The organism is Kitasatospora sp. NPDC057965, assembly GCF_042887135.1.
Taxonomy (GTDB): Bacteria; Actinomycetota; Actinomycetes; order Streptomycetales; family Streptomycetaceae; genus Kitasatospora.
Genome location: NZ_JBHVPZ010000003.1, coordinates 1 through 21,087, shown reverse-complemented (window position 1 = coordinate 21,087; position 21,087 = coordinate 1). Strand labels below are relative to the sequence as shown.

General features: G+C 72.9%; 15 protein-coding genes and 1 pseudogene. 11 read left to right on the top strand and 5 right to left on the bottom strand.

Going from position 1 to position 21,087, the window contains the following annotated elements; all coding sequences use genetic code 11:
• The first annotated feature begins 154 nt into the window (after positions 1-154).
• Positions 155-727 (top strand): DoxX family membrane protein, encoded by a 573-nt coding sequence (locus ACFVVU_RS04005; RefSeq protein WP_380684551.1) that lies wholly within the window; start codon positions 155-157, stop codon positions 725-727.
• Positions 728-1,153: 426 nt separating this feature from the next.
• Positions 1,154-3,682, top strand: coding sequence for a collagenase (locus ACFVVU_RS04000; RefSeq protein ID WP_387788501.1), 2,529 nt, complete (start codon positions 1,154-1,156; stop codon positions 3,680-3,682).
• Positions 3,683-3,756: 74 nt separating this feature from the next.
• On the opposite strand, the gene ACFVVU_RS03995 is transcribed toward ACFVVU_RS04000, so the two are convergent.
• Positions 3,757-4,542, bottom strand: coding sequence for a PP2C family protein-serine/threonine phosphatase (locus ACFVVU_RS03995; RefSeq protein ID WP_380686883.1), 786 nt, complete (start codon positions 4,540-4,542; stop codon positions 3,757-3,759).
• Between the two features lie 147 nt (positions 4,543-4,689).
• Between ACFVVU_RS03995 and ACFVVU_RS03990 the strand changes: the two genes are divergently transcribed.
• The 4 genes from ACFVVU_RS03990 (at position 4,690) to ACFVVU_RS03975 (ending at position 8,452) form a co-directional block, all read left to right on the top strand.
• Positions 4,690-5,286: a TetR/AcrR family transcriptional regulator gene (locus ACFVVU_RS03990; RefSeq protein WP_387788308.1), complete on the top strand. Its 597-nt coding sequence runs from the start codon at positions 4,690-4,692 to the stop codon at positions 5,284-5,286.
• A gap of 108 nt (positions 5,287-5,394) precedes the next feature.
• Entirely contained in the window at positions 5,395-6,633 is a 1,239-nt protein-coding gene (locus ACFVVU_RS03985; RefSeq protein WP_387788307.1) for an MFS transporter, read from the top strand.
• Between the two features lie 59 nt (positions 6,634-6,692).
• Positions 6,693-7,817 (top strand): LLM class flavin-dependent oxidoreductase, encoded by a 1,125-nt coding sequence (locus ACFVVU_RS03980; RefSeq protein WP_380686889.1) that lies wholly within the window; start codon positions 6,693-6,695, stop codon positions 7,815-7,817.
• Positions 7,814-8,452: an FMN reductase gene (locus tag ACFVVU_RS03975; RefSeq protein ID WP_387788306.1), complete on the top strand. Its 639-nt coding sequence runs from the start codon at positions 7,814-7,816 to the stop codon at positions 8,450-8,452. Before ACFVVU_RS03980 ends, ACFVVU_RS03975 begins: the two co-directional genes overlap by 4 nt.
• Positions 8,453-8,564: 112 nt before the next feature.
• Here the strand turns inward: ACFVVU_RS03975 and ACFVVU_RS03970 are convergent, their stop codons facing one another.
• The gene (locus tag ACFVVU_RS03970) at positions 8,565-8,984 is read right to left on the bottom strand and encodes a winged helix-turn-helix transcriptional regulator (protein WP_380689060.1); all 420 of its coding nucleotides are present in this window, start codon (positions 8,982-8,984) and stop codon (positions 8,565-8,567) included.
• Positions 8,985-9,097: 113 nt separating this feature from the next.
• On the opposite strand from ACFVVU_RS03970, the gene ACFVVU_RS03965 reads away from it, so the two are divergent.
• The 3 genes from ACFVVU_RS03965 (at position 9,098) to ACFVVU_RS03955 (ending at position 12,607) form a co-directional block, all read left to right on the top strand.
• Entirely contained in the window at positions 9,098-10,573 is a 1,476-nt protein-coding gene (locus tag ACFVVU_RS03965) for an MFS transporter (protein WP_387788305.1), read from the top strand.
• A 199-nt stretch (positions 10,574-10,772) separates the two neighbouring features.
• Positions 10,773-11,810 (top strand): Dyp-type peroxidase, encoded by a 1,038-nt coding sequence (locus ACFVVU_RS03960; RefSeq protein WP_387788304.1) that lies wholly within the window; start codon positions 10,773-10,775, stop codon positions 11,808-11,810.
• On the top strand, positions 11,807-12,607 hold the full coding sequence (locus ACFVVU_RS03955; protein WP_387788303.1) for a family 1 encapsulin nanocompartment shell protein: 801 nt from the start codon (positions 11,807-11,809) through the stop codon (positions 12,605-12,607). Before ACFVVU_RS03960 ends, ACFVVU_RS03955 begins: the two co-directional genes overlap by 4 nt.
• Positions 12,608-12,880: 273 nt before the next feature.
• Here ACFVVU_RS03955 and ACFVVU_RS03950 read toward each other — a convergent pair whose 3' ends face one another.
• Positions 12,881-15,934: a BTAD domain-containing putative transcriptional regulator gene (locus tag ACFVVU_RS03950; protein WP_387788302.1), complete on the bottom strand. Its 3,054-nt coding sequence runs from the start codon at positions 15,932-15,934 to the stop codon at positions 12,881-12,883.
• Between the two features lie 530 nt (positions 15,935-16,464).
• Between ACFVVU_RS03950 and ACFVVU_RS03945 the strand changes: the two genes are divergently transcribed.
• Positions 16,465-18,435 carry an ATP-binding protein gene (locus tag ACFVVU_RS03945; RefSeq protein ID WP_387788301.1) on the top strand — a complete coding sequence of 657 codons (1,971 nt, stop codon included), beginning with the start codon at positions 16,465-16,467 and terminating at the stop codon, positions 18,433-18,435.
• A 281-nt stretch (positions 18,436-18,716) separates the two neighbouring features.
• Here ACFVVU_RS03945 and ACFVVU_RS03940 read toward each other — a convergent pair whose 3' ends face one another.
• Together ACFVVU_RS03940 and ACFVVU_RS03935 are read right to left on the bottom strand one after the other, a co-directional pair.
• Positions 18,717-19,277, bottom strand: a complete 561-nt coding sequence (locus ACFVVU_RS03940; RefSeq protein WP_387788300.1) for a hypothetical protein — start codon at positions 19,275-19,277, stop codon at positions 18,717-18,719.
• The gene (locus ACFVVU_RS03935) at positions 19,274-20,620 is read right to left on the bottom strand and encodes a hypothetical protein (protein WP_387788299.1); all 1,347 of its coding nucleotides are present in this window, start codon (positions 20,618-20,620) and stop codon (positions 19,274-19,276) included. Before ACFVVU_RS03935 ends, ACFVVU_RS03940 begins: the two co-directional genes overlap by 4 nt.
• Positions 20,621-20,991: 371 nt before the next feature.
• Between ACFVVU_RS03935 and ACFVVU_RS03930 the strand changes: the two are divergent.
• Positions 20,992-21,087: pseudogene (locus tag ACFVVU_RS03930) on the top strand (electron transfer flavoprotein subunit beta); the annotation flags it as partial.

Here is a 21,087-nt window from a genome sequence, read left to right as displayed (position 1 = left end):
CTACACCACTGCTGACTTGATCACGCCAAAATGTCGTGCCGCGCCAGTTGTTCAAATTCAAACTTACGGGTACGGTCTCATCACCCCACTGGTTCGAATTTGAACAAATCCGGACCGGAATCGACGAACCCCCCTTTTTTTCCTGGAGACGCGCATGCCGAGCAGCAGCCCGAGCACGACCGCCCCCACCAACCCCATCGCCGCGGCCGGGAGAACTCCCGGATCCGCGGTCACCTCCCCGCACGCCTACGACGCAGGCCTTCTGCTGCTGCGCCTGGCCCTCGGCCTGACCATGGCCGCGCACGGCAGCCAGAAGCTGTTCGGCTGGTTCGGCGGCGGCGGGATCGACGGCACCGGCGCCTTCTTCGATATGAAGGGCTACCCGGCGCCCAAGGCCATGGCCGTCGTGGCCGGCCTCTCCGAGGTCGGCGGCGGACTGGCGCTCGCCGTCGGCCTGCTGGCCCCGCTGGCGGCCGCCGCGATCCTGGGCACCATGCTCAACGCCCTCGCCGTGACGTGGAGCGGCAAGTTCTTCGCCATGAACGGCGGCAGCGAGTACGAACTGATCCTGATCGCCGCCGCGGCGGCGCTCGCACTGACCGGTCCCGGCCGGTACGCCGTGGACCGCTACCTGCCGGTGGTGCGTTCGCACCGGCTGTCGTACGGCGCGGCCGCCGTCGTGATCGGCCTGGTCACCGCAGGCGCGGTGCTCCTCGTCCGCAACTGACGTGCCGTAACCGCGTGCTGCCACTGACGCACCACAACTGACGCGCCGTGACCGACCTGCCGCAACGCGCGGGTCAAGGAGGCATCAGTCGCTGTCCGCGAGGGCCGCCGGTCGACCGACCGGCGGCCTTTGCCATTGTGTGGTCGCCCTCTGCCGTTCTGCGGCTGTTCGGTGAAGTTCCTGTGGGGAAGCGACAGTTGTCGGTTCTGGGCCTTCCTAGGCCATGTGATGCGTGCAATTGTACATGTCACACCCCCACCGATGTTCGAGGGCATCGCCCCAACGGTGCCCCTGCAACGGTCCTCACCACCCCACCCGGCCGCGCCCCCACGCGGCCGACGAAGGCCCGGAGGCCCCCACGTGAGAACCGCACGCCCTTTGTACCAACACCCGCATGTCGCAAGGCTGTTGACGCTCGTCGTCGCGATGTTCGTGGCGGTCGGACTGTTCGCCCCGCGCGCCCAGGCCGCCCCCGTCCCGGTCTCGGTGAAGCCCGGCGCCGGCTCGCCCGCCACCTCGGCCGGACCCGCCGGTCTGGCCCCGCAGCCCGCGATCGGAGGCGCGCCGGACACCCCCGGCGCGGAGAAGCCGGCGGCGGCCCGCGACCGCGCCCCCTTCTCCACCGCGGACCCGGCCCGCACCAAGACCCTGTCGAAGCCGGAACAGAAGGCCCAGCGGAAGGCCGAGCTGGCCAAGTCCTTCGGCGAGAGCGCCCCCATGGCTCTCGGCGAACAGGCCTGCAACATCCCGGACTTCAGCCGCACCGGCGCCGCCCTGGTACAGGCGGTCACGTCGGCCGACCTCGGCTGCGTCAACGACCTGTTCCTGCTGACCGGTGGGGACGCGAGCGCGACGTTCCGCGAGTCCCAGATGGTCACGGTGGCGGACGCCCTGCGCGACAACGCCGCCAACTACCCGGGTGACAACTCCACTTCCACCGCCCAGCTGGTGCTGTTCCTGCGGGCCGGCTACTACGTGCAGTGGTACCACGCCTCCGACGTGGGCACCTACGGCACCGCCCTGCAGACCTCGATCCGCGGCGCGCTGGACTCCTTCTTCAACAGCGCGCACTCCCGTGACGTCTCCGCCGCCAACGCGGGCACGCTCGGGGAGGCGATCACCCTGATCGACAGCGCGCAGGAGAACGTCCGCTACCTGCCGGTGGTCAAGCGCCTGTTGGGCGCGTACGACGCCGCCACCCACAACCCGGTGAACATGGGCAACGCGCTCAACAGCGTGTTCACCGTGCTGTGGCGCGGCCACCAGACGAAGGGCTTCGTCGAGGCGGTGCAGGCCGATCCGAGCGTGCTCGACGCGCTCTACACCTTCGCCACCGCCAACAGCGCGCTGCTCGGCGGCGACTACACCTTCCTGGTCTACAACGCGACCCGCGAGCTGGGCCGCTTCGTGCAGTACGCCGCGCTGCAGCCCAAGGTCCGCCCGCTGCTGAAGGGCCTGGCCGACCAGTCCTCGCCGAGCGGCCGCACCTCCTACGAGTGGGCCGCCGTCGCCGAGATGACCGACGCCTACGACACCGGGAACTGCTCCTCCTACGGCACCTGCGACGCCCCGGCCCGACTCAAGTCGGCCGTCCTGACGGTCGACTCCACCTGCAGCCCGAGCATCCGGATCCTCGCCCAGGCGCTGGACTCCGGCCAGCTCGCCACCACCTGCTCCAGCCTCACCGGACAGGACGCCTACTTCCACTCCGTGGCCAAGGACAACGGCCCGGTCGCGGACGACCGCAACACCACCATCGAGGTCGTGGTCTTCCACTCGCGCTTCGACTACGCCGTGTTCGCGGCCGGCATCTACAAGATCGACACCAACAACGGCGGCATGTACCTGGAGGGCAAGCCGAACGAGGCCGGCAACCAGCCGCGCTTCCTGGCCTACGAGGCCGACTGGGCCCGCCCGGACTTCCAGATCTGGAACCTCAACCACGAGTACACCCACTACCTCGACGGCCGGTTCGACATGTACGGCGACTTCGACGCCGGCATGACCACCCCGACCGTCTGGTGGGTCGAGGGCTTCGCCGAGTACGTCTCGTACGGGTACCGCAAGGCGACCAACGACGGTGCGATCGCCGCCGCCGGCCGCCACACCTACCGGCTCTCCGACCTCTTCGACACCGTGTACGGCGACCAGGACCGCGTCTACCGCTGGGGCTACCTGGCTGTCCGCTACATGCTGGAGCAGCACCGCTCCGACCTGGACGCGGTGCTCGCCAAGTACCGCGTCGGCGACTGGGACGGCGCCCGCACCATCCTCAAGACCACCATCGGCACCCGCTACGACGCGGACTTCGACAGCTGGCTGACCGCCTGCGCCGGCGGCGCCTGCGGCGGCAGCACCAACCCGCCCGGCAACCAGCCGCCGACCGCCGCCTTCACCACCGCGGTCTCCGGCCAGTCGGTGAACTTCACCGACCGCTCGACCGACCCGGACGGCACGATCGCCTCCCGCGCCTGGGACTTCGGTGACGGCACCACCGACACCGCGGCCAACCCGGCCAAGACGTACGCCAAGGCCGGCACCTTCACCGTCACGCTCACGGTGACCGACGACAAGGGCGCCACCGCGAGCACCCGCCAGGACGTCACCGTCGGATCCGGCTCCGGGGGCGAGTGCACCGGCACCGACACCCGTCAGCTGGACCGCAACTGCGGGCGGACCAGTGTGGCGGCGACCACCGGCAACTACGCGCACTTCTACCTGTTCCTGCCGGCCGGGGTGACGCAGCTCAAGCTCACCAGCGCGGGCGGCACCGGCAACGCCGACCTCTACTACAACGGCGGCGGCTGGGCGTACACCAACGCCTACACGGCCAAGTCCACCAACGCCGACAACAGCGAGACCCTGACCATCACCAACCCGCCGGCCGGCTACGTCTTCCTGAGCCTCTACGCCCAGCAGGGCTTCTCCGGCGCGACCGTCAAGGCTGAGTACTGACCGAGGAGTTGACCGACCAGCACTGAACGAGGGCCCCGGCGGCGAACCGCCGGGGCCCTCCCGCGTCGCCACGGCTACGCCGCGATCCGCACCAGCGCGAGCGTGATGTTGTCCGGCCCGCCGGCCTCGATCGCGGCCTTCCAGAGCTCGAACGCCGCCCGCCCGTCGGCCCGTTCGCCCTCCTCCGGCGGGCGGGCGAGCAGCGCCGAGAGCTCCTCGTCCGGCACCGGGTCGGTCAGCCCGTCGCTGCACACCAGGTACCGGTCGCCGACGGCCAGCGGCGCGCTGCGGACGTGCGGCTCGACGAAGGTCAGCCCGAGCGAGCCGCCGAGGGTCTGGGTGACCACCGAGGTGGTGCGCCGTCCGGGCGGCAGCGGCGGGCTGTCGTCCACGCTGACCCGGCGCAGCGCGTCCTCGCCGTCGTCCTCACCGCCGCCCCCGCCGATGCGGTAGACGCGGCTGTCGCCGACGTTGAAGACCACGGCCCGCTCCTCCAGCAGCACCAGGCCCGCCACCGTGGTGCCCATCGCGGCCAGCCCGGGATCCCCGCCGGCCGCCGCGTACACGTCCTGGTTGCAGTCCTGGAGGGCTTCGCGGACGCTCTCCTCGCCGTCGAGCGCCGGTCCGCTCGCGGCCAGCCGCCGGGCGACCAGGGCGCTGGCGATCTCGCCGCCGGGGTGACCGCCGAGCCCGTCGGCGACCGCGACCACGCAGGGCGGGCCGAGCGGGAAGAGCAGGGTCTGCGGGTTGCTGGTGACGGTCGCGCAGAGCGTCCACGGCCCGACGGTGAGGCTGTCCTCGTTCTGCTCGCGCACCAGCCCCTCGTGGCTCAGCGCGCTCACCGCGATGTACGCCGCCATCGGTTCGCCGCCCTTCGGGTGCTCCGGCCGGCCGCTTCCGGCTCCTCCCATTGTCCCGCGCCGCCGCCGTGCCGGCCGGGGGAGCGGGGCGGGAGCGGGGGCGGCGCGGTATTGCACCGAGCGATCCAAAACAGCTACGGTGCTGCCATGGCGAGACCGCGCACCTTCGACGAGGACCGGGCGCTGGACGCGGCGATGCGGGCGTTCTGGGCGAACGGCTACGAGGCCACCTCCACCCAGGACCTCTGCGAGGCGACCGGCCTCGGGCGGAGCAGCATCTACAACACGTTCAGCAGCAAGCGCGACCTCTTCAGGAGGTCGCTGGACCGCTACAACGAGCTGATGACCGTCCCGCAGGTCGCGTTGCTGGAGGACGTGGAACGGCCCCCGCTGGAGCGGATCCGGCTGCTGCTCGCCCGGGTCGTCGACGGGGAGTTCGCGTACCGCCCGGACGGGCGCAGCGTCGGCTGCCTGACCGTGAACACCGTCGTCGAGCTGGCCGGGCGCGACCCGGAGGCGGCCGCAGCGCTGGCCCGGGACCAGGAGGTGCGGCTCGCCGCACTGGAGGCCGCGATCGGCGCCGGGCAGCGTGCCGGTGAGATCGCCGGGCGCCGCGGGGCGGGCGAGCTGGCCCGGTTCGTGAACGCGATGATCGCCGGGATGCGGGTCGCCGCCAAGGGCGGGGCCGACCGGGCCGCCGTCGAGGCCGTCGCGGCCACCGCGATGGACGCGCTCACGCCCTGAGCCGCGAGCCGCTCGCCCCGCCGCCCGTCCGTTCCCTCGTCCGCCCTCCTGCCTTCGCCTGCCCGAATTTTGAACCGATCAATCCAAAACTACCGGGGGAGCACTTCCATGCCACCTGCCGTGTACGTCCTCGCCCTCGGCATCTTCGCGATGGTGACCAGTGAGTTCGCCGTCGCCGGGCTGATGCCGCAGCTGGCGGAGGGCCTCGACGCGACGGTCCCGCAGATCGGCTACCTGATCACCGCTTTTTCCGCCGCGATGTGCCTCGGCGGCCCCTTCCTCACCGTCTCGCTCCTGCGCATGCGCCAGAAGCGGGCGCTGACGCTGCTGTTCGCGATCTTCCTGGTCGGCAACCTGCTCGCCGCGACCGCCTCCGGCTATCCGGTGATGCTGGCCGCCCGGGTGGTCAGCGGGATCGCCGCGCAGGCCTTCTTCGGCATCTCGATCTCGCTCTGCGCCCAGCTCGCCCGCCCCGAGCTGCGCGGCCGCTCGATCGCCGTGCTGATGAACGGCCTGATGCTCGGCACCCTGCTCGGCCTGCCGCTGGCCACCGTCGTCGGGGAGCACCTCGGCTGGCGGGCGGCGTTCTGGGCGGTGGCCGTGCTCACCGTGGCGGTCGCGCTGGCCACCCTGGCCGGGGTGCCGGACGCCGACCACGCCGAGGGCGGTGGCTCGCTGCGCGCGGAGTTCGGCGTGCTGCGCAACGGGCGGCTCTGGCTGGCGTTCGTCACCAGCACCCTGATCATCGGCGCCACCTTCTCGCTGTTCAGCTACGTCAACCCGGTCCTGACCGAGATCACCGGCTTCTCGGCCGGCTCCGTTCCGCTGCTGCTCGTCGCCTACGGTGCGGCGACCGTGGTCGGCAACACCGTGGTCGGCCGGCTCGCCGACCGGTACGCGCTGCCGGTGCTCGCCGTCGGTCTGGCGCTGAACACGGCCTTCCTGGCCGGTCTCGCGCTCTTCGCCCAGCTCCGGGTGCCGGCGGTCGGCCTGCTGCTCGGCGTCGGCCTGGTCGGCGTCACCATGAACCCGGCGATGGCCTCGCGGGTCCAGCGGATCGGCAACGCCCGTCCGCTGGTGAACACCCTCCACAACTCCTTCATCACGCTGGGCGTCCTCCTCAGTTCCCTGCTCGGCGGGCTCGCCATCGACGCCCGGGGCCTGCGCGCCGCCCTCTGGCTGGGGGTGGCGCTGGCCGTCGCCGGCCTGCTGACCCTGCTCCCGGACGCGCTGCGCGCCCGTCGCGCGGTTCCGGCGGTTCCGGGCACAGTGCGGCCTCGGAACAGGGGCCGGGCGCGGAGGGGAATAACACCCGGGTGGCGGATGCTAAAGTGGTTGAAACTTTGACGATCGGATCCTGAACCAGGTTTCACCTGCGGGATTCAACCTGGAGTGTGGTGAGCAACATGCAGTTCGGAATCTTCACCGTCGGCGATGTCACCCCCGACCCGACGACCGGCCGCACCCCGACCGAGCACGAGCGGATCAAGGCCACGGTGGCCATCGCCCGCAAGGCGGAGGAGGTCGGCCTGGACGTCTTCGCGACCGGCGAGCACCACAACCCGCCGTTCGTGCCGTCCTCGCCGACCACCCTGCTCGGCTACATCGCCGCGCAGACCGAGCGCATCATCCTCTCCACCTCGACCACGCTGATCACCACCAACGACCCGGTGAAGATCGCCGAGGACTACGCGGTGCTCCAGCACCTCGCCGAGGGCCGGGTGGACCTCATGATGGGCCGCGGCAACACCGGTCCGGTCTACCCGTGGTTCGGCAAGGACATCCGCCAGGGCATCCCGCTCGCGATCGAGAACTACGCGCTGCTGCACCAGCTGTGGCGCGAGGACGTGGTGGACTGGTCGGGCCGCTTCCGCACCCCGCTGCAGTCCTTCACCGCCACCCCGCGCCCGCTCGACGGCATCCCGCCGTTCGTCTGGCACGGCTCGATCCGCAGCCCGGAGATCGCCGAGCAGGCCGCCTACTACGGTGACGGCTTCTTCGCTAACAACATCTTCTGGCCCAAGGAGCACTTCAAGAAGCTGATCAACCTCTACCGCGAGCGCTACGCCCACTACGGGCACGGCACCCCCGAGCAGGCCATCGTCGGCCTCGGCGGCCAGGTGTTCATGCGCAGGAACTCGCAGGACGCGGTGCGCGAGTTCCGCCCCTACTTCGACAACGCGCCGGTGTACGGACACGGGCCGTCGCTGGAGGAGTTCACCGCGGAGACCCCGCTCACCGTCGGCAGCCCGCAGGAGGTCATCGAGAAGACCCTGACCTTCCGCGAGACCTTCGGCGACTACCAGCGCCAGCTGTTCCTGATGGACCACGCCGGCCTGCCGCTGAAGACCGTGCTGGAGCAGCTGGACCTGCTCGGCGAGGAGGTCGTGCCGGTGCTGCGCGAGGAGTTCGCCAAGGGCCGCCCGGCCGAGGTCCCGGACGCGCCGACCCACGCCTCGCTGGTCGCGGCCGACCGCGTCCGCCGGGAGCAGGAGCAGAACACCGAGGAGAACACGGAGGCGACCAAGTGACCGCGTACCGGCTGGTGGTGATCAGCGCCGGACTGAGCAAGCCGTCCTCGACGCGCCTGCTCGCGGACCGGCTGACCGAGTCGACGGTGCGCCGGCTCGCCCTCGACGGGCGGGAGGCGGACGTCACGGTGGTCGAACTGCGCGACCTCGCGACGGAGATCGCGAACAACTTCGTCACCGGCTTCCCCGGCCCCGCGCTGCGCGAGGCGATCGAGGCGGTCACCCGGGCCGACGGGCTGATCACCGTGACGCCGATCTTCGCGGCGTCCTACAGCGGGCTGTTCAAGTCGTTCTTCGACGTGCTCGACCCCGACGCGCTCACCGGCAAGCCGGTGCTGATCGCGGCCACCGGAGGCACGCCCCGGCACTCGCTGGCGCTGGAGCACGCCGTCCGGCCGCTCTTCAGCTACCTGCGCTCGGTGGTCGTCCCGACCTCGGTCTACGCGGCCACCGACGACTGGGGCAGCACGGGCGACCGGCTCACCGACGGGCTCCCGGGCCGGATCGAGCGGGCCGCCGGCGAACTCGCCGGGCTGCTCGCCGGCCGCGCCCCCAGCGGGCCGGCGGCGGACGGCGGGGAGCCGGGGGAGACCGTGGTGCCGTTCGCCGAGCAGCTGGCGGCCCTGCGGGTCTGACGGCGGCGGTGGATGCATGACGAGGGGCGGGCCCGGGAGACCGGGCCCGCCCCGCGTCGTCGTGCGTCGTCGTGCGTCGTCGTGCGCGTCGCCGCTGGGCGTCGCCGTGGGTTCAGCTCACCCGGGCGTCGTACGAGGCGCGGGCCGCCGCGATCTCGTGCTGGTGCGTCTCGGTCCAGGCGATCAGCGAGCGGACGGTCTCGTGCAGCGTCCGCCCCAGCGGCGTCAGCGCGTAGTCCACCCGCGGCGGCACCACCGGGTGCACCGTGCGCTCGACCAGGCCGTCCCGCTCCAGCTGCCGCAGCGTGACGGTCAGCATCCGCTGGCTGACCCCGTCGATCTCGCGCCGCAGCTCGGTGAAGCGCAGCGAGCCGCGGTCCAGCAGCGCGATCACCAGCAGCGACCACTTGTCGGCGATCCGGTCGAGGATCTGCCGCACCTCGCAGTCCTCCCTGGTGTCCCACTGGAACACGTCGTAGTCGCCGCCGGTATCCGCGCAGTGCGTCGGTGACTTCAAAGTGCCTTCTTCCACAGCTCCTGATGCTGCCTCAGGATGGCCGGTGGTTACAAGAGGGAACAGACCGGCCGAAGGGGAACCGCCCCGTCCGGTGTCCCCGCCTCCCCGCGCACTCCCAGGAGACCTCCGTGTCCGCGTCCTCAGCCGTGCCCGAAACCGGCACGCCCGCCCGCACTTCCGCCGCCCCGCCCCCGTCGCCCTCGCCGTCCTCGCCCCCGCAGGCCTCCGCGCGCCTCACCGGCCGGGAGACCGCCGTCCTCCTCGTCCTGTGCGGCGCGATCTTCCTGGAGGGCATCGACGTCGCCATGCTCAATGTCGCGCTCCCCTCGATCCGCGCCGACCTCGGCATGGACACCGGCTCGCTCAGCTGGGTGCTGAGCGCCTACGTGCTCGGCTACGGCGGCTTCATGCTGCTCGGCGGCCGCACCGCCGACCTGCTCGGACGACGCCGGATGTTCCTGTTCTGGCTCACCGTCTTCGTCCTCTTCTCCGGTCTCGGCGGCCTCGCCGGCGCCCCCTGGGTGCTCATCCTGGCCCGCTTCGCCACCGGCCTCGCGGCCGCCTTCATGACCCCCGCCGGTCTGGCGATCATCACCACCGCCTTCGCCGAGGGTCCCCGCCGCAACCGCGCCCTGCTGCTCTACGCGGGCACCGCCGCCGCCGGCTTCTCGCTCGGCCTGGTCGCCGGCGGCCTGCTCGCCACGATCAGCTGGCGCTGGGTCTTCTTCGCCCCGGTCCTGCTCGCCGGCGCCCTGCTGCTCACCGCCCTGCCGCTGCTCCCGCGCGACCAGGTGCCCGCCCGCCGCCCCGGCGAGCGCTTCGACCTGGCCGGCGCGGCCACCGTCACCGGGGCCGCGCTGCTGCTGGTCCACACGGTGGTGCGGATCGGGGAACCGGGCGCCGCAGGTTGGACGCTCGCCGAACTGGCCGGCGGCCTGGCGCTGCTGGCCGCCTTCGCCGCCGTCGAGCGGCGCTCCGCCGCCCCGCTGGTCCGCCTCGGCCTGCTGCGTTCCGGCCCGCTGCTGCGTGCCAACCTCGGCGCGCTGCTGTTCGCCGGCTCCTTCTTCGGCTTCCAGTTCACCGTCACCCTCTACCTGCAGGACCTGCGCGGCTGGACCCCGCTGCAGACCGGCCTGGCGCTGCTCGCCGTCGGGGTGGACGCGGTGCTCGCGCCGACCCTCACGCCCCGGCTGGTGGAACGGTTCGGCCTCGTCCGGGTGATCCTCGGCGGCTTCTGCCTGGCGACGGTGTCCTACGCGCTGTTCCTGCCGGTCGGCCCGCACTGGAGCTACCCGATGATGTTCCCGACCATGATCCTCGCCGGTCTGGCCTTCGCCCTCGCCTACGGGCCGCTGACCATCGCCGCCACCGACGGCGTCGCCAAGGAGGAGCAGGGGCTGGCCGGCGGGCTGCTCAACACCGCCTTCCAGTTCGGCGCGGCGCTCGGCCTCTCCGCAGTCACCGCCGTGCACCTGGCCGCCACCGGCGCCGGGCGCTCCGGGCTGGACGCCTTCCGGGTGGCCCTGGTGGTCCCGGTCGCGGCGGTCGCCCTCGGCGCCGTCGTCACCGCGCTCGGCGTGCGCCGCGACCGCACCCCGGCCTGATCGTCCGCGCCACCGCGTCCTGTCCCCGCGCGGCTTCCCTTCCCCTCGTCCTCTCCTCCCCGTCCCGTCAAGCCCCTCACCGGAGCCTTCCGGTGAGGGGCCGGCCCCGTTCCCCTCCTCGGCCCGCCGACCGCGCCGAAATGTCCGCTCTGGGGTGTAATCGTACGGATGATCAGACCCCGGAGACCGGAGTCCGCCGATGCCGCAGCCCGTCCTCACCCCGCTCACCACCGCCGCGATCTTCCTCGTCCTCACCATCGACCCCGGCGGCGAACCCGCCGTCCGGTCCCTGCTGCCCGACCTCGCGGGCCTGCGCCGCGCGGTCGGCTTCCGCGCCCCCGACGCCGGTCTCAGCTGTGTCACCGGCATCGGCTCGGATGCCTGGGACCGGCTCTTCGACGGCCCCCGCCCGGCCGAGCTGCACCCTTTCCGGGAGGTCTCCGGCGCCCGCCACCGTGCCCCGGCCACCCCCGGTGACCTGCTGTTCCACCTCCGTGCCGGCCGGATGGACCTCTGCTTCGAACTCGCCGGCCAGCTCACCGGGCGCCTCGCCGGCGCCGCCACCGTGGTCGACTCCGTCCACGGCTTCCGCTACTTCGACGACCGCGACCTGCTGGGCTTCGTCGACGGCACCGAGAACCCGGAGGGCGGGGCGGCGGCGGCCGCCGTCCTGATCGGCGACGAGGATCCGGAGTTCGCGGGCGGCAGCTATGTGATCGTCCAGAAGTACCTGCACGACCTGGACGCCTGGAACCGCCTCCCGGTCGAGGCGCAGGAGCGCGCGGTCGGCCGCACCAAGCTCACCGACATCGAGCTCGCCGACGACGTCAAACCCGCCGACTCGCACGTCGCGCTGACCACCGTCACCGGCCCGGACGGCGAGCAGCGGCAGATCGTGCGCTTCAACATGGCGTTCGGCTCGTTCGGCGGGGGAGGGGAGTTCGGGACGTACTTCATCGGCTACTCGCGCACGCCGGCGGTGACCGAGGAGATGCTGGAGAACATGTTCGTCGGCCGCCCCCCGGGCGCCCACGACCGCCTGCTCGACTTCTCCGCGGCGGCCACCGGAACCCTGTTCCACGTCCCGACCGCCGACTTCCTGGACGACCCGCCGCCCGCGCCGGCCGCCGTCTCCGTGGCCTCCGCCGCCACCGCCCGCGTTCCCGCCTCCGCCGCCGCCCCCTCCTCCGACGGCTCCCTCGCCATCGGCAGCCTGAAAGGCATCCCCGCGCCATGAACAACCTGCACCGCGAACTCGCCCCCGTCTCCGCCGCGGCCTGGGCGGAGATCGAGGAGGAGGCCCGGCAGACCTTCAAGCTCCACCTGGCGGGCCGCCGGGTCGTCGACCTCAGCGGCCCCGACGGCCCCACCCTCGCCGCGGTCAGCACCGGCCACCTCACCGCGATCGAGCCGCCCAACCCGGGCGTCCAGGCCCACGCCCGCGAGGTGCGGCCGCTCGTCGAACTCCGGGTGCCCTTCTCGGTCGACCGCTCCGCCGTGGACGACGTCGAACGCGGCTCCCGGGACAGCGACTGGGGCCCGGTCAAGGCGGCCGCCCGCACCCTCGCCCTCACCGAGGACCGCGCCGTCTTCGACGGCTACCCCGCCGCCGCCATCGAGGGCATCCGCACGGCCGCCACCAACCCCGCCGTCCCGCTCCCCGCCGACGTCCGCGAATACCCGGAGGCCGTGAGCAGGGCCCTCACCACCCTCCGGCTGGCCGGAGTGGGCGGCCCCTACGCCCTCCTCCTCGGCGCCGACGCCTACACCGCCGTCAACGAGACCTCGGACCACGGCTACCCCGTCGCCAGTCACATCGCCCGCCTCCTCGACGGCGAACTCATCTGGGCCCCCGCCCTCGAAGGCGCCCTCCTCCTCTCCACCCGAGGCGGCGACTTCGAACTCCACCTCGGCCAGGACGTCAGCGTCGGCTACCTCTCCCACACCCCCGACAGCATCGCCCTGTACCTCCAGGAGAGCTTGACGGCCCGCCTCCACACCCCCGAAGCCGCCGTCCCCCTCACCGCGAGCTGACCCCACCAAGGACGGCGGGGCCGGTGCGAACCGCACCGGCCCCGCGCCGCTGTTCCGGCCTTCAGCACCAGATGGCGATGCCCGCGATCGATGTCCCGTCGAAACCGGCGGCGAGGACGAGCGGAAGGGCAGCTGCGATGATCATCTTGAACAAGTCGAACCACGCATTCCTACGGTAGTCGCTAAGTCGATCTCTTGCGCGAGCAGTTAAGCAGCTCGGATGCGCTGGAACAAATCGGCCTTGAGTTCGTAGATGGTGGAATGATAAACATACTAGTTTGCACTGGATCCTTCGTTTACGGAGCAGGCCCGGGCGAGCGCCCGGCGGGCCAGTGTGGCCTCGTCGGCGGCCTTGATGTGGTCCGCGAGTGCGACCGCTTCGCTCAGCAGCGCGACGGCCCGGTCCGCAGCGCCGAGGGTCAGTTCGCAGTCCGCGAGGCCGCGCAGGGCGGTGGTCTCCTCACGGGCCGCTCCGACCGATCGGGCCAACTCCCTGGCTATCGCGTACTGGTCGCGTGCCTCGGTCGCGCAGCCGGTGGTCACGAGCGCGCCGGCCAGGCTGTTCAGGGCATGCGCCTCGTGCCGGATGCTCCCGGTCGCGCGGAACGTCGCCAGTGCCGACCGGTACAGGGTGACGGCCCGGTCGAACTGCTCGGGGGGAAGGGAGGCCGCCAGGTTCACGCGCGCCACGGCCAGGTCGAACGGCGGGGTCGAATCGTCCGCGATATTGAGTACGCGTTCGAAATATGCGCGCGCGGCCGAGCGGTCATTGATTCCCAGGTGGAGATCCCCGAGATTGTTCCGGATTCTGAATTCGAGCGTCCGGTCCCGGAATCGTACGGCCAGCGGCAGGGCCGCTTCATAGGCGGCCAGCGCTTTTTCCCGATTTCCCAGGGAGCTCTCCACGGTGCCGATGTTGGCGAGGCAGCGTGCGGTGTTCCAGAGGTCGCCGCTCTCTCTTCGGATCCGCAGTGCCTCCTCCTGGTGTGCCAGGGCCTCGGGCAGGGAGCTCTGGTGCCACAGCAGGCTTCCCAGCAGGCTCAGGGCCTCCGCCGTGGCGTCCGCGTCCTGTTCGGTGCGGGCGAGGGTGAGGGCGCGGTCGAGGGACTCGAAGGCGGCGGGGTAGCGGGAGGCGTTGGCGAGGGTGGCGCCGAGGTCGATCAGGGCGCGGGCCTCGCGGCGGTCGTTCGCCACCGAACGCCAGTACTCGGCGGCGGCCCGGTGCAGGTCGTGGGCCTCGCTCCAGTAGGCCTGGGCGTCCAGGCGGCCGGCCAGGACGTGGGCCAGCCAGGCGGCGGCCTCGGGGTGGCCGGTGGCGCGGGCGTGGGAGGCGAGGGTGGTCAGGGCGGCCTGTTCGGTGTCCAGCCAGTCCCGTGCCGACTCATGCGAATCCAGGTCAAGATCGTACAACAACGTTTCCATTCCCGGTAATTGACTGAACGTCGGGAGTGGAAGACGTGAACGGCGCGGATACAGGAGCCGGTCCGCCTGGTCGGCCGCGTGCAGCATGAATCCGAGCAGTCGCCGCAGTGCGGCGTCGGCCTCTTCCTCGGCGCCTTCGTCGCGCATCAGGGCGAGCGCGTATTCCCGGAGCAGGTCGTGGAGTTGATACCTTTCGGGTGAATTCTCCTGCAAGAGGTGGCAGTGCAGCAAAGCCTCCAGCAGGTGGTCCGTCTCGTCGACCGGGCGGCCGAGCAGTGCCGCCGCCGCGTGCAGGCCGATGTCCGGTCCGGGGTGGGCGCCGAGCAGCCGGAAGGCCTCCTGCTGATCGGCCGGCAGCGACCGGTAGGACATCTCGAAGGCGCGGGCGACGCTCTCCGTGTCGTGCCGGATCTCGGCGAGCCGGCCGGTCTTGCGGGAGAGCCGCAGCGCGAGGTGCCCCAGGGTCCAGGACGGCCGGGCCTTGAACCGGCTGGCGGCGATCTCGATGGCGAGCGGCAGCAGTCCGCAGCGGTCGACGATCTCGACGATCCGGCTCCGGTCGTCGGCGCGTTCCCGCCCGACCACCGAGGTGAACAGCGCGACCGCGTCGTCCACCGAGAGGATGTCCAGGAAGACCGGTCTGGAGCCCGGGAGTTCGGCGAGCCGCCGGCGGCTCGTGACGAGGATCAGCGCGGCCGGCACCGGCGGCAGCAGCGGCCGCAGCTGGGCCGCGGCGGCGGCGTCGTCGAGGACGACGACCGCGCGCCGGGTGGCGAGCACCTCGGCGCAGAGGGCGAACAGTTCCTCGTTGTCGAGCGGGATGGTGGTGGCCGGCACCCCGAGCCGGCGCAGCAGCGCGGTGGCGACCGCCTGGGGCGAGAGCGGGCTCTGATTCACGGTGTGGGCGCCGAGGTTGAGGTGGACGTACCCCTCGGGGAAGCGGCCGCGCATCAGGTGGGCGGCGTGCAGGGCGAGGGTGGTCTTGCCGACCCCCGCCATGCCGAGGATCGCCGAGACGGTCACCACGCCGCCGTGCTCGGCCGCCTCCTCGGAGCCCCCGAGCAGGCGCCGCAGGTCGTCCCGGCGGCCGATCAGGCGGCGCCCGGAGGACGCGGGCGGTGTCGCGCCGGCGCGCGGGGCGGGGGAGGGGCGCACGGTGGCGGACGTGCGGCCGGCCGGCGCGGTGAGCGGGTCCCCGGCCAGCACCCGCTCGTGCAGCCGGGTCAGGGCCTCGCCGGGCCCGGTGCCGAGGTCGGCGCGCAGCCGGCGGACGATGATCGGGTAGACGGCGAGCGCCTCCGCCGGACGGCCCGCGCCGTGCAGGGCGACCAGCAGGTGGGCCGCGACCCGTTCGTCGGTGGGGCGTTCCTCGCGCAGGGCGGTGAGTTCGGGGACGGTCTCGCCGAAGCGGCCGAGCCGGAGGTCGATCTCGATCCGCAGCAGGGTGGTGGCGAGGCGCTGGTCGGCCATCGTGGCGCGGGTGGACTGGGCCCAGCTGCCGGGCAGTCCCGCGAGCGGTTCGCCGCGCCAGATTTCCTCCGCCCGGCCCAGGACGGTCCGGGCCTGGATGTCCTCGCCGTTCTCGGCGAGTTGGCGGGCATGGCGGGAGAGGTCGACGAAGCGCCAATAGTCGATCAATTGACGATCGGCATGAAGCGTATATGTGTGCGATCGGCCCTTGATGTCCGGGGAGTCGCGGGACGTGCCGAGACCCTCGTCGGCGACGGCCTTTCGCAACTGTTTCCGCATGCGAGAGACGAGGGTGTAGATGCTGGCCACCGCGCTGGGCGGGGGCTCCTCGTCCCACAGTCGGTTGGCCAGCGTCTCGTGGTTGAGCGGGCGGCCGACGTCCAGTGCCAGGGCGGCCAGCAGCCGTCGCCCCTGGTCCGAGGGTATTGCCGACAACTCGCCGTTCACCGAAAGTTCAACCGAACCCAGAAGGTGGAACTCCATTGCGACGCCCCCCGCCGGTTGGCTACCAGCTTGCCGTGCAGGGAGCATCCCACGATTCCGGGGGAGACATCCATACCGCACCCTTCTGTGCGGCAAGGCGTTATTGACACATAACTCAGTCCGGAAGAGCCTCATGTGATATGGGGGCGCGGCCGATTGACCGATCACACCGGCCGCTCCCGTCACTTCTGTCCATCGTTCTACGGGTAGGGGGAACCAGTGGAGCCGGATCGGTTCGGAGTACCGGGAGTTCGGCAACGGCGGCCCGGCGGGAGCGGCCGATGAGGGAGGGGGACGGCACTCAAGGACCGCACCAACCGGGGCCCGGGACAAGCAACTCGGTCTCCGACACCCGGGTCGGCGGCTCGGTCGTCCAGGCCGGGGAGATCCATCACCTCACCGTCTACGGCCAGGCCGCCGCGCCCCCCGCCCCACCCGCACTGCCCGTTCCGCGCCAACTTCCCCCGACACCAAGACGGTTGGTGGGCAGGGATGACGATCTCGCCGCCCTCGACCGCGAGTTGGAGGAAGCCCCGGACGGCGCGGCCGACGTCACCGTGGTGGTCACCGGCCCGGCCGGGGTGGGCAAGACCGCCCTCGCCGCCCAGTGGCTGCGCCGCCTCGCCGGCCGCTTCCCGGACGGCCAGCTCTACGCCGACCTGCGCGGTCACGCCCCGGGCGGCCCCGCCGACCCCGCCGAGACGCTCGGCGGCTTCCTGCGTGCCTTCGGCATCGCGCCCGTGCCGCGCAGCCTCGCCGAGGGCGCCGCGCTCTGGCGCTCGCTCGCCGCCGAACGCCGGATCGCCGTGCTGCTCGACAACGCCTCCACCGCCGCCCAGGTCCGCCCGCTGCTGCCGGGCTCGGAGCACGCCGTGGTCGTGGTCACCAGTCGCCGCCGGCTCACCGGGCTCGGCATAGACGGCGCCGTGTTCCGGCCGGTCGACGTGCTGTCCGACGACGCCTCGGTGCAACTGCTCGCCCAACGGGTCGGCGCCGAGCGGGTGAACCGCGAACTGGACGCCGCCACCGAGGTGGTGGAGCGCTGCGGCCGTCTGCCGCTCGCCGTCTGCCTGGCCGCCGCCCGGATCGCCGCCCGCCCCGTCCAGCCGCTCGCCGCCACCGCCGAGGCGCTCCACCAGGAGTCCGAGGGTCTCGCCGCGCTCGACGTCGAAGGGGAAGCCGTGCGACACGCCCTGGACGCGTCCTTCGAGGTGCTCGGGGCGGACACGGTCCGGCTCTACCGGCTGCTCGGCCTGCTGCCGTTCCCCGTCTTCACCCTCGACGTGGTCTGCGCGGTCGGCGCCCTGGAAGCGGCCGAGGCCGACCGGCTGCTCGGCGGACTCATCGACGTCCACCTACTGGAGGAGATGGAGAACGGCTTCCGCTTCCACGACCTGGTGAAGCTGCACGCCCGGGCGCGCGCCGACGAGGTGCGCGAGCAGTCGGAGGGGCGGGCCGCCGTCGACCGCGTCCTCGACTGGTACCTCGCCACCGCCACCGCCGCCGAGGCGCTGCTGAGCCCCAGCCACCGCACCCTGCGCCGCGACTACGCGGCCCAACCGGTGCCCAGTGTCCGGGAGTTCGAGGACGAGCCGGCGGCCGTCCACTGGCTGGACGCGGAGACCGGCCGACTCGCCGACGCCGTCCGCTGGGCCGCCGCCACCGGCCGGGCCGCCACCGCCTGGCAACTGGTCGACGCCATGTGGCCGCTGTTCCTGCGACTGCGCCCGGCCCGGCTGTGGATCGACGCCCACCGGATCGGCCGCACCGCCGCCCGCGAGGCCGGCGACCACGAGGGCCTGCTGCGGATGCTCACCTCCGGCGGCACCGGCCTGCGCAACGCGGGCCAGGGGGAGGAGGCCGCCACCTGGTTCGCCGAGGCCCTCCAGCTGGCCCGCGCCACCGGTCGGCCGCTCGCCGAGGCCGACGCCCTCTACGGCCTGAGTCAGACCCACCGCCCGGCGGGACGCCTCGCCGAGGCGGCCGAGTGCCTGCGCCGCACGGCCGATCTGAGGGAAGCCGGGGGCGACCCGCGCGGCACCGCGCTCGCCCGGCTGGCGCTCGGCGACGTCCTGCTTGCGGACGGCCGCCCCGCCGAGGCCGTCCCCGTCATCACCGACGCCCACCGCGACCTGGTCGCTGTCCCCGCCGCGTACGAGGCGGCCCGGGCGCTCGCCTTCCTCGGTCAGGCCCACGCGGCCCTCGGCGCCCACGACCAGGCCGACCGGTGCTACGCGGAGGCGCTCGCCGAGTTCCGCACCGGACGCGCCGGCCACTGGGAGGCCCGGGTCCTCGAACTCACCGGCGACCTCGCCCGCGCGCGCGGCGACCTCACCGGAGCGGCCGCCCGCTACGGCGAGTCCCTCGCCCGTTACGAGGCCCTCTCCGCCCCCGACGCCACCCGCCTCACCGCCGCCCTCGCCGCCCTCGGCACCCCGCCGGGGGAGCCGTAGGGCACGGTCGAGGTCGGTCGCCGGGGGCGTCGCGCCACGGCCGTCGGGTGATGTCCGCCCGCTCGCTCGGTGTCGCCCCTGCCAGCACCTGGTGAGGTGCCGGGCGATCGGACGGCGGCGGCCGGTTGTCGGGTCCGGTCGGTGTGGGGCTGGGGTTCCGTACGGGCTGTCGGGTGGCAGCCGTGGCGCCGGCGAAGCGCCGCTTCCTCCGGCCCGCACGCCGGGGCCATGGGCGGCCGGTCCCGCCGTCCCACCCCGGGGGGCGGGACGGCGGGACCGCTTCAGCCGACCAGGGGGCAGCCCGGGCAGGCGGGGTGGGAGGTGTAGGCGGAGGCGGTCAGGGTGGTGATCTCGGCGAGGGTGCGGCCGGCGGCGAGCCAGGTGTGCGCGAGCGAGCCGACGGCCAGCCGCTGTGCGGCCGAGGGCGGGCCGCTGCTCCCCGGTCGGGGCCGGAGCACCAGGCGTCCGCCCGTCCGGGCGAGGACGAGCAGCGTGCCGTCCTCGCCGTCGGCGGTGGCGACCGCGCAGCCGGGGTGGGCCCGCAGGACGGCGGCGAGCCGTAGGCGGGCCGGTCCGGGGGCGGCGGCACCGAGGTGGAGCACGTCGGCGTGGTGGCGCCAGCGGGCGGCGTCGGGGTCGGCGAGGTCGAGCGCCAGGTGCTCGTCGACGAACGCGCGGGTCAGCGGCCCGCCGGACCGGCCGGCCGGCAGCCGGCTGGCGAGCTGTCCGTGGCAGACCCCGGCGGGGGAGTGGATGCGGGCCTCGAAGTGCGTGCCGGGAGCCCCGGCCGACGGCGCGGGGCCGTCGGCCGGGGCGAGCCGCACGGTGTGCAGCGCGGTCACCCGTCCTCCCGTCCGGCCCGGTCGGCCCACCCGGCGTGTCCGGTCCACCCGGCCCGCCCGACCCTGTCACCCGCCGGCCACAGCGGGGCGGGCAGCGGCAGTGCGGGCGGCTCCGGAAGGTGGGCGGGTTCGCCCAGACCGAGGACGCGGTAGAGCAGCCGCCGCATCCGCCGGTCGAAGCGGCCCGGCTGGGAGCTGATCCGCGCCGCGATCGCCGCGTACTCCTCCCGCCGGTACTGCTCGGCGGCGTAGTCGAGCTGCGCGGTGAGCGGGTGGGAGGGGCTGAGCGCCGGGGCGGTGCGGGCCAGCAGCGCCCCGGGCGAGCGCGGGTTGACGTCCCGGTGCGGGTACTCGGCGAGCAGGATCGGCGCGCGGGTCATGGTGCCGTAGAGGGTGACCGAGCCGTGGTCGCCGATGACGAAGTCGGCGGCGACCAGCAGCGGGCGCCAGTCCTCCTCGGGCGCGAGCACCGTGACCGCCCCGCGCGCGGTGGCCGTCGCCCACGACCGGACCGCCCACGGACCGTGCGCGGCGGCCACGTTGGGGTGGACCAGCAGCGCGGTGCGGTAGCCGTGCCGGGGCAGTTCGGCGGCCAGCCGCGGCAGGACGGCGTCGAGCCGGGTGAACAGCGAGCCGCTGCCCCAGGTGGAGCAGACCAGCACCAGCCGTTCGCCGGGCCGCAGTCCGAGCGCGGCGCGGTAGCGCGCGCGGTCGGGGAGCGCGGCGGCGATCCGGTCGTAGCAGCCGTCGCCGACCACCTCGGTGATCGGCAGCGCCTCGGGGCAGCCGCGGCCGAGTTCGGCGCGCTCGTCCTCGTGGGCGAGCGCGTAGGCGGCGGGCACCAGGCGACCGTGCCAGGTGACGTACTCGGGTCCCAGCCCGGCCACCGTGCGTCCGGCCCCGGCCCCCGCCGGGGACAGCTTGATGTGCCCGGCCCCGTGCGGCAGCCGGACCAGCGGTCCGCGCAGCCGCTCCAGGCCCTGCGAACCGGCGGCCAGCACCAGGTCGAACTCCCGACGGACGGCCTCCGCCCAGGGCAGCACCGTGCCCCCGAGCCGCCGGAGGTGGGCCGCCGCGCCCCCGTTGAACGCGTGCGGCGCCACCGTGAACTGGACGTGCACCCGCAGGTCCGCGGCGAGCAGCGGATAGATGTCCTGCAGCCGCTGGCCGTAGACCATCGAGTGGACGACGACCAGCACCTCCTTGCAGTCGGTGAGCGTGGCCCACGGACGTCCCGGGCGCGCCGCGCCCCCGCCGGTCCTGTCGCTCCCGTTGATCGCGACGGCCCCGTCGGACCGTTCCCCGTGGTTGACTTCGTCGACTTCCCCGTGCACCAAGGTCATGTCGTTCCCCCTCCTTGATCCCGGACCGGGGCCCCGGGTCTCGGCGGCCCCGGCGGGTGTGTGCCCGGGTGGTCTGGCGGATTCCATGACGGTTCCATGACGGGTCCTGGCCGGTCTTGCACAAACCTTGCGGCGCCCCCGTCCCCACTGCCCGTCCCACGTCCCGGAGCCCCGGACGGCCGCGAAGGGTACTGAGTTCCTTTACGAGGGGTACTGAGTGCCGTATTCTCTCGGGAGAGCCTCGCAGGCTGTCGCGGAGAGTCGACGGGCCAGATCCGGTCAAGGGCCGTTCTGGCACTCAGTACCCTCGCCGTGGCCGAGGCCGTGGACCAGTGCATCCGACCAGTGCACCCGTACCAGGAGAACCGCTCATGAGCTTGAGGATCGTTGTCTGTGTGAAGTACGTGCCGGACGCGACGGGTGACCGTCGTTTCTCGGACGATCACACCACCGACCGGGAGGGCGTG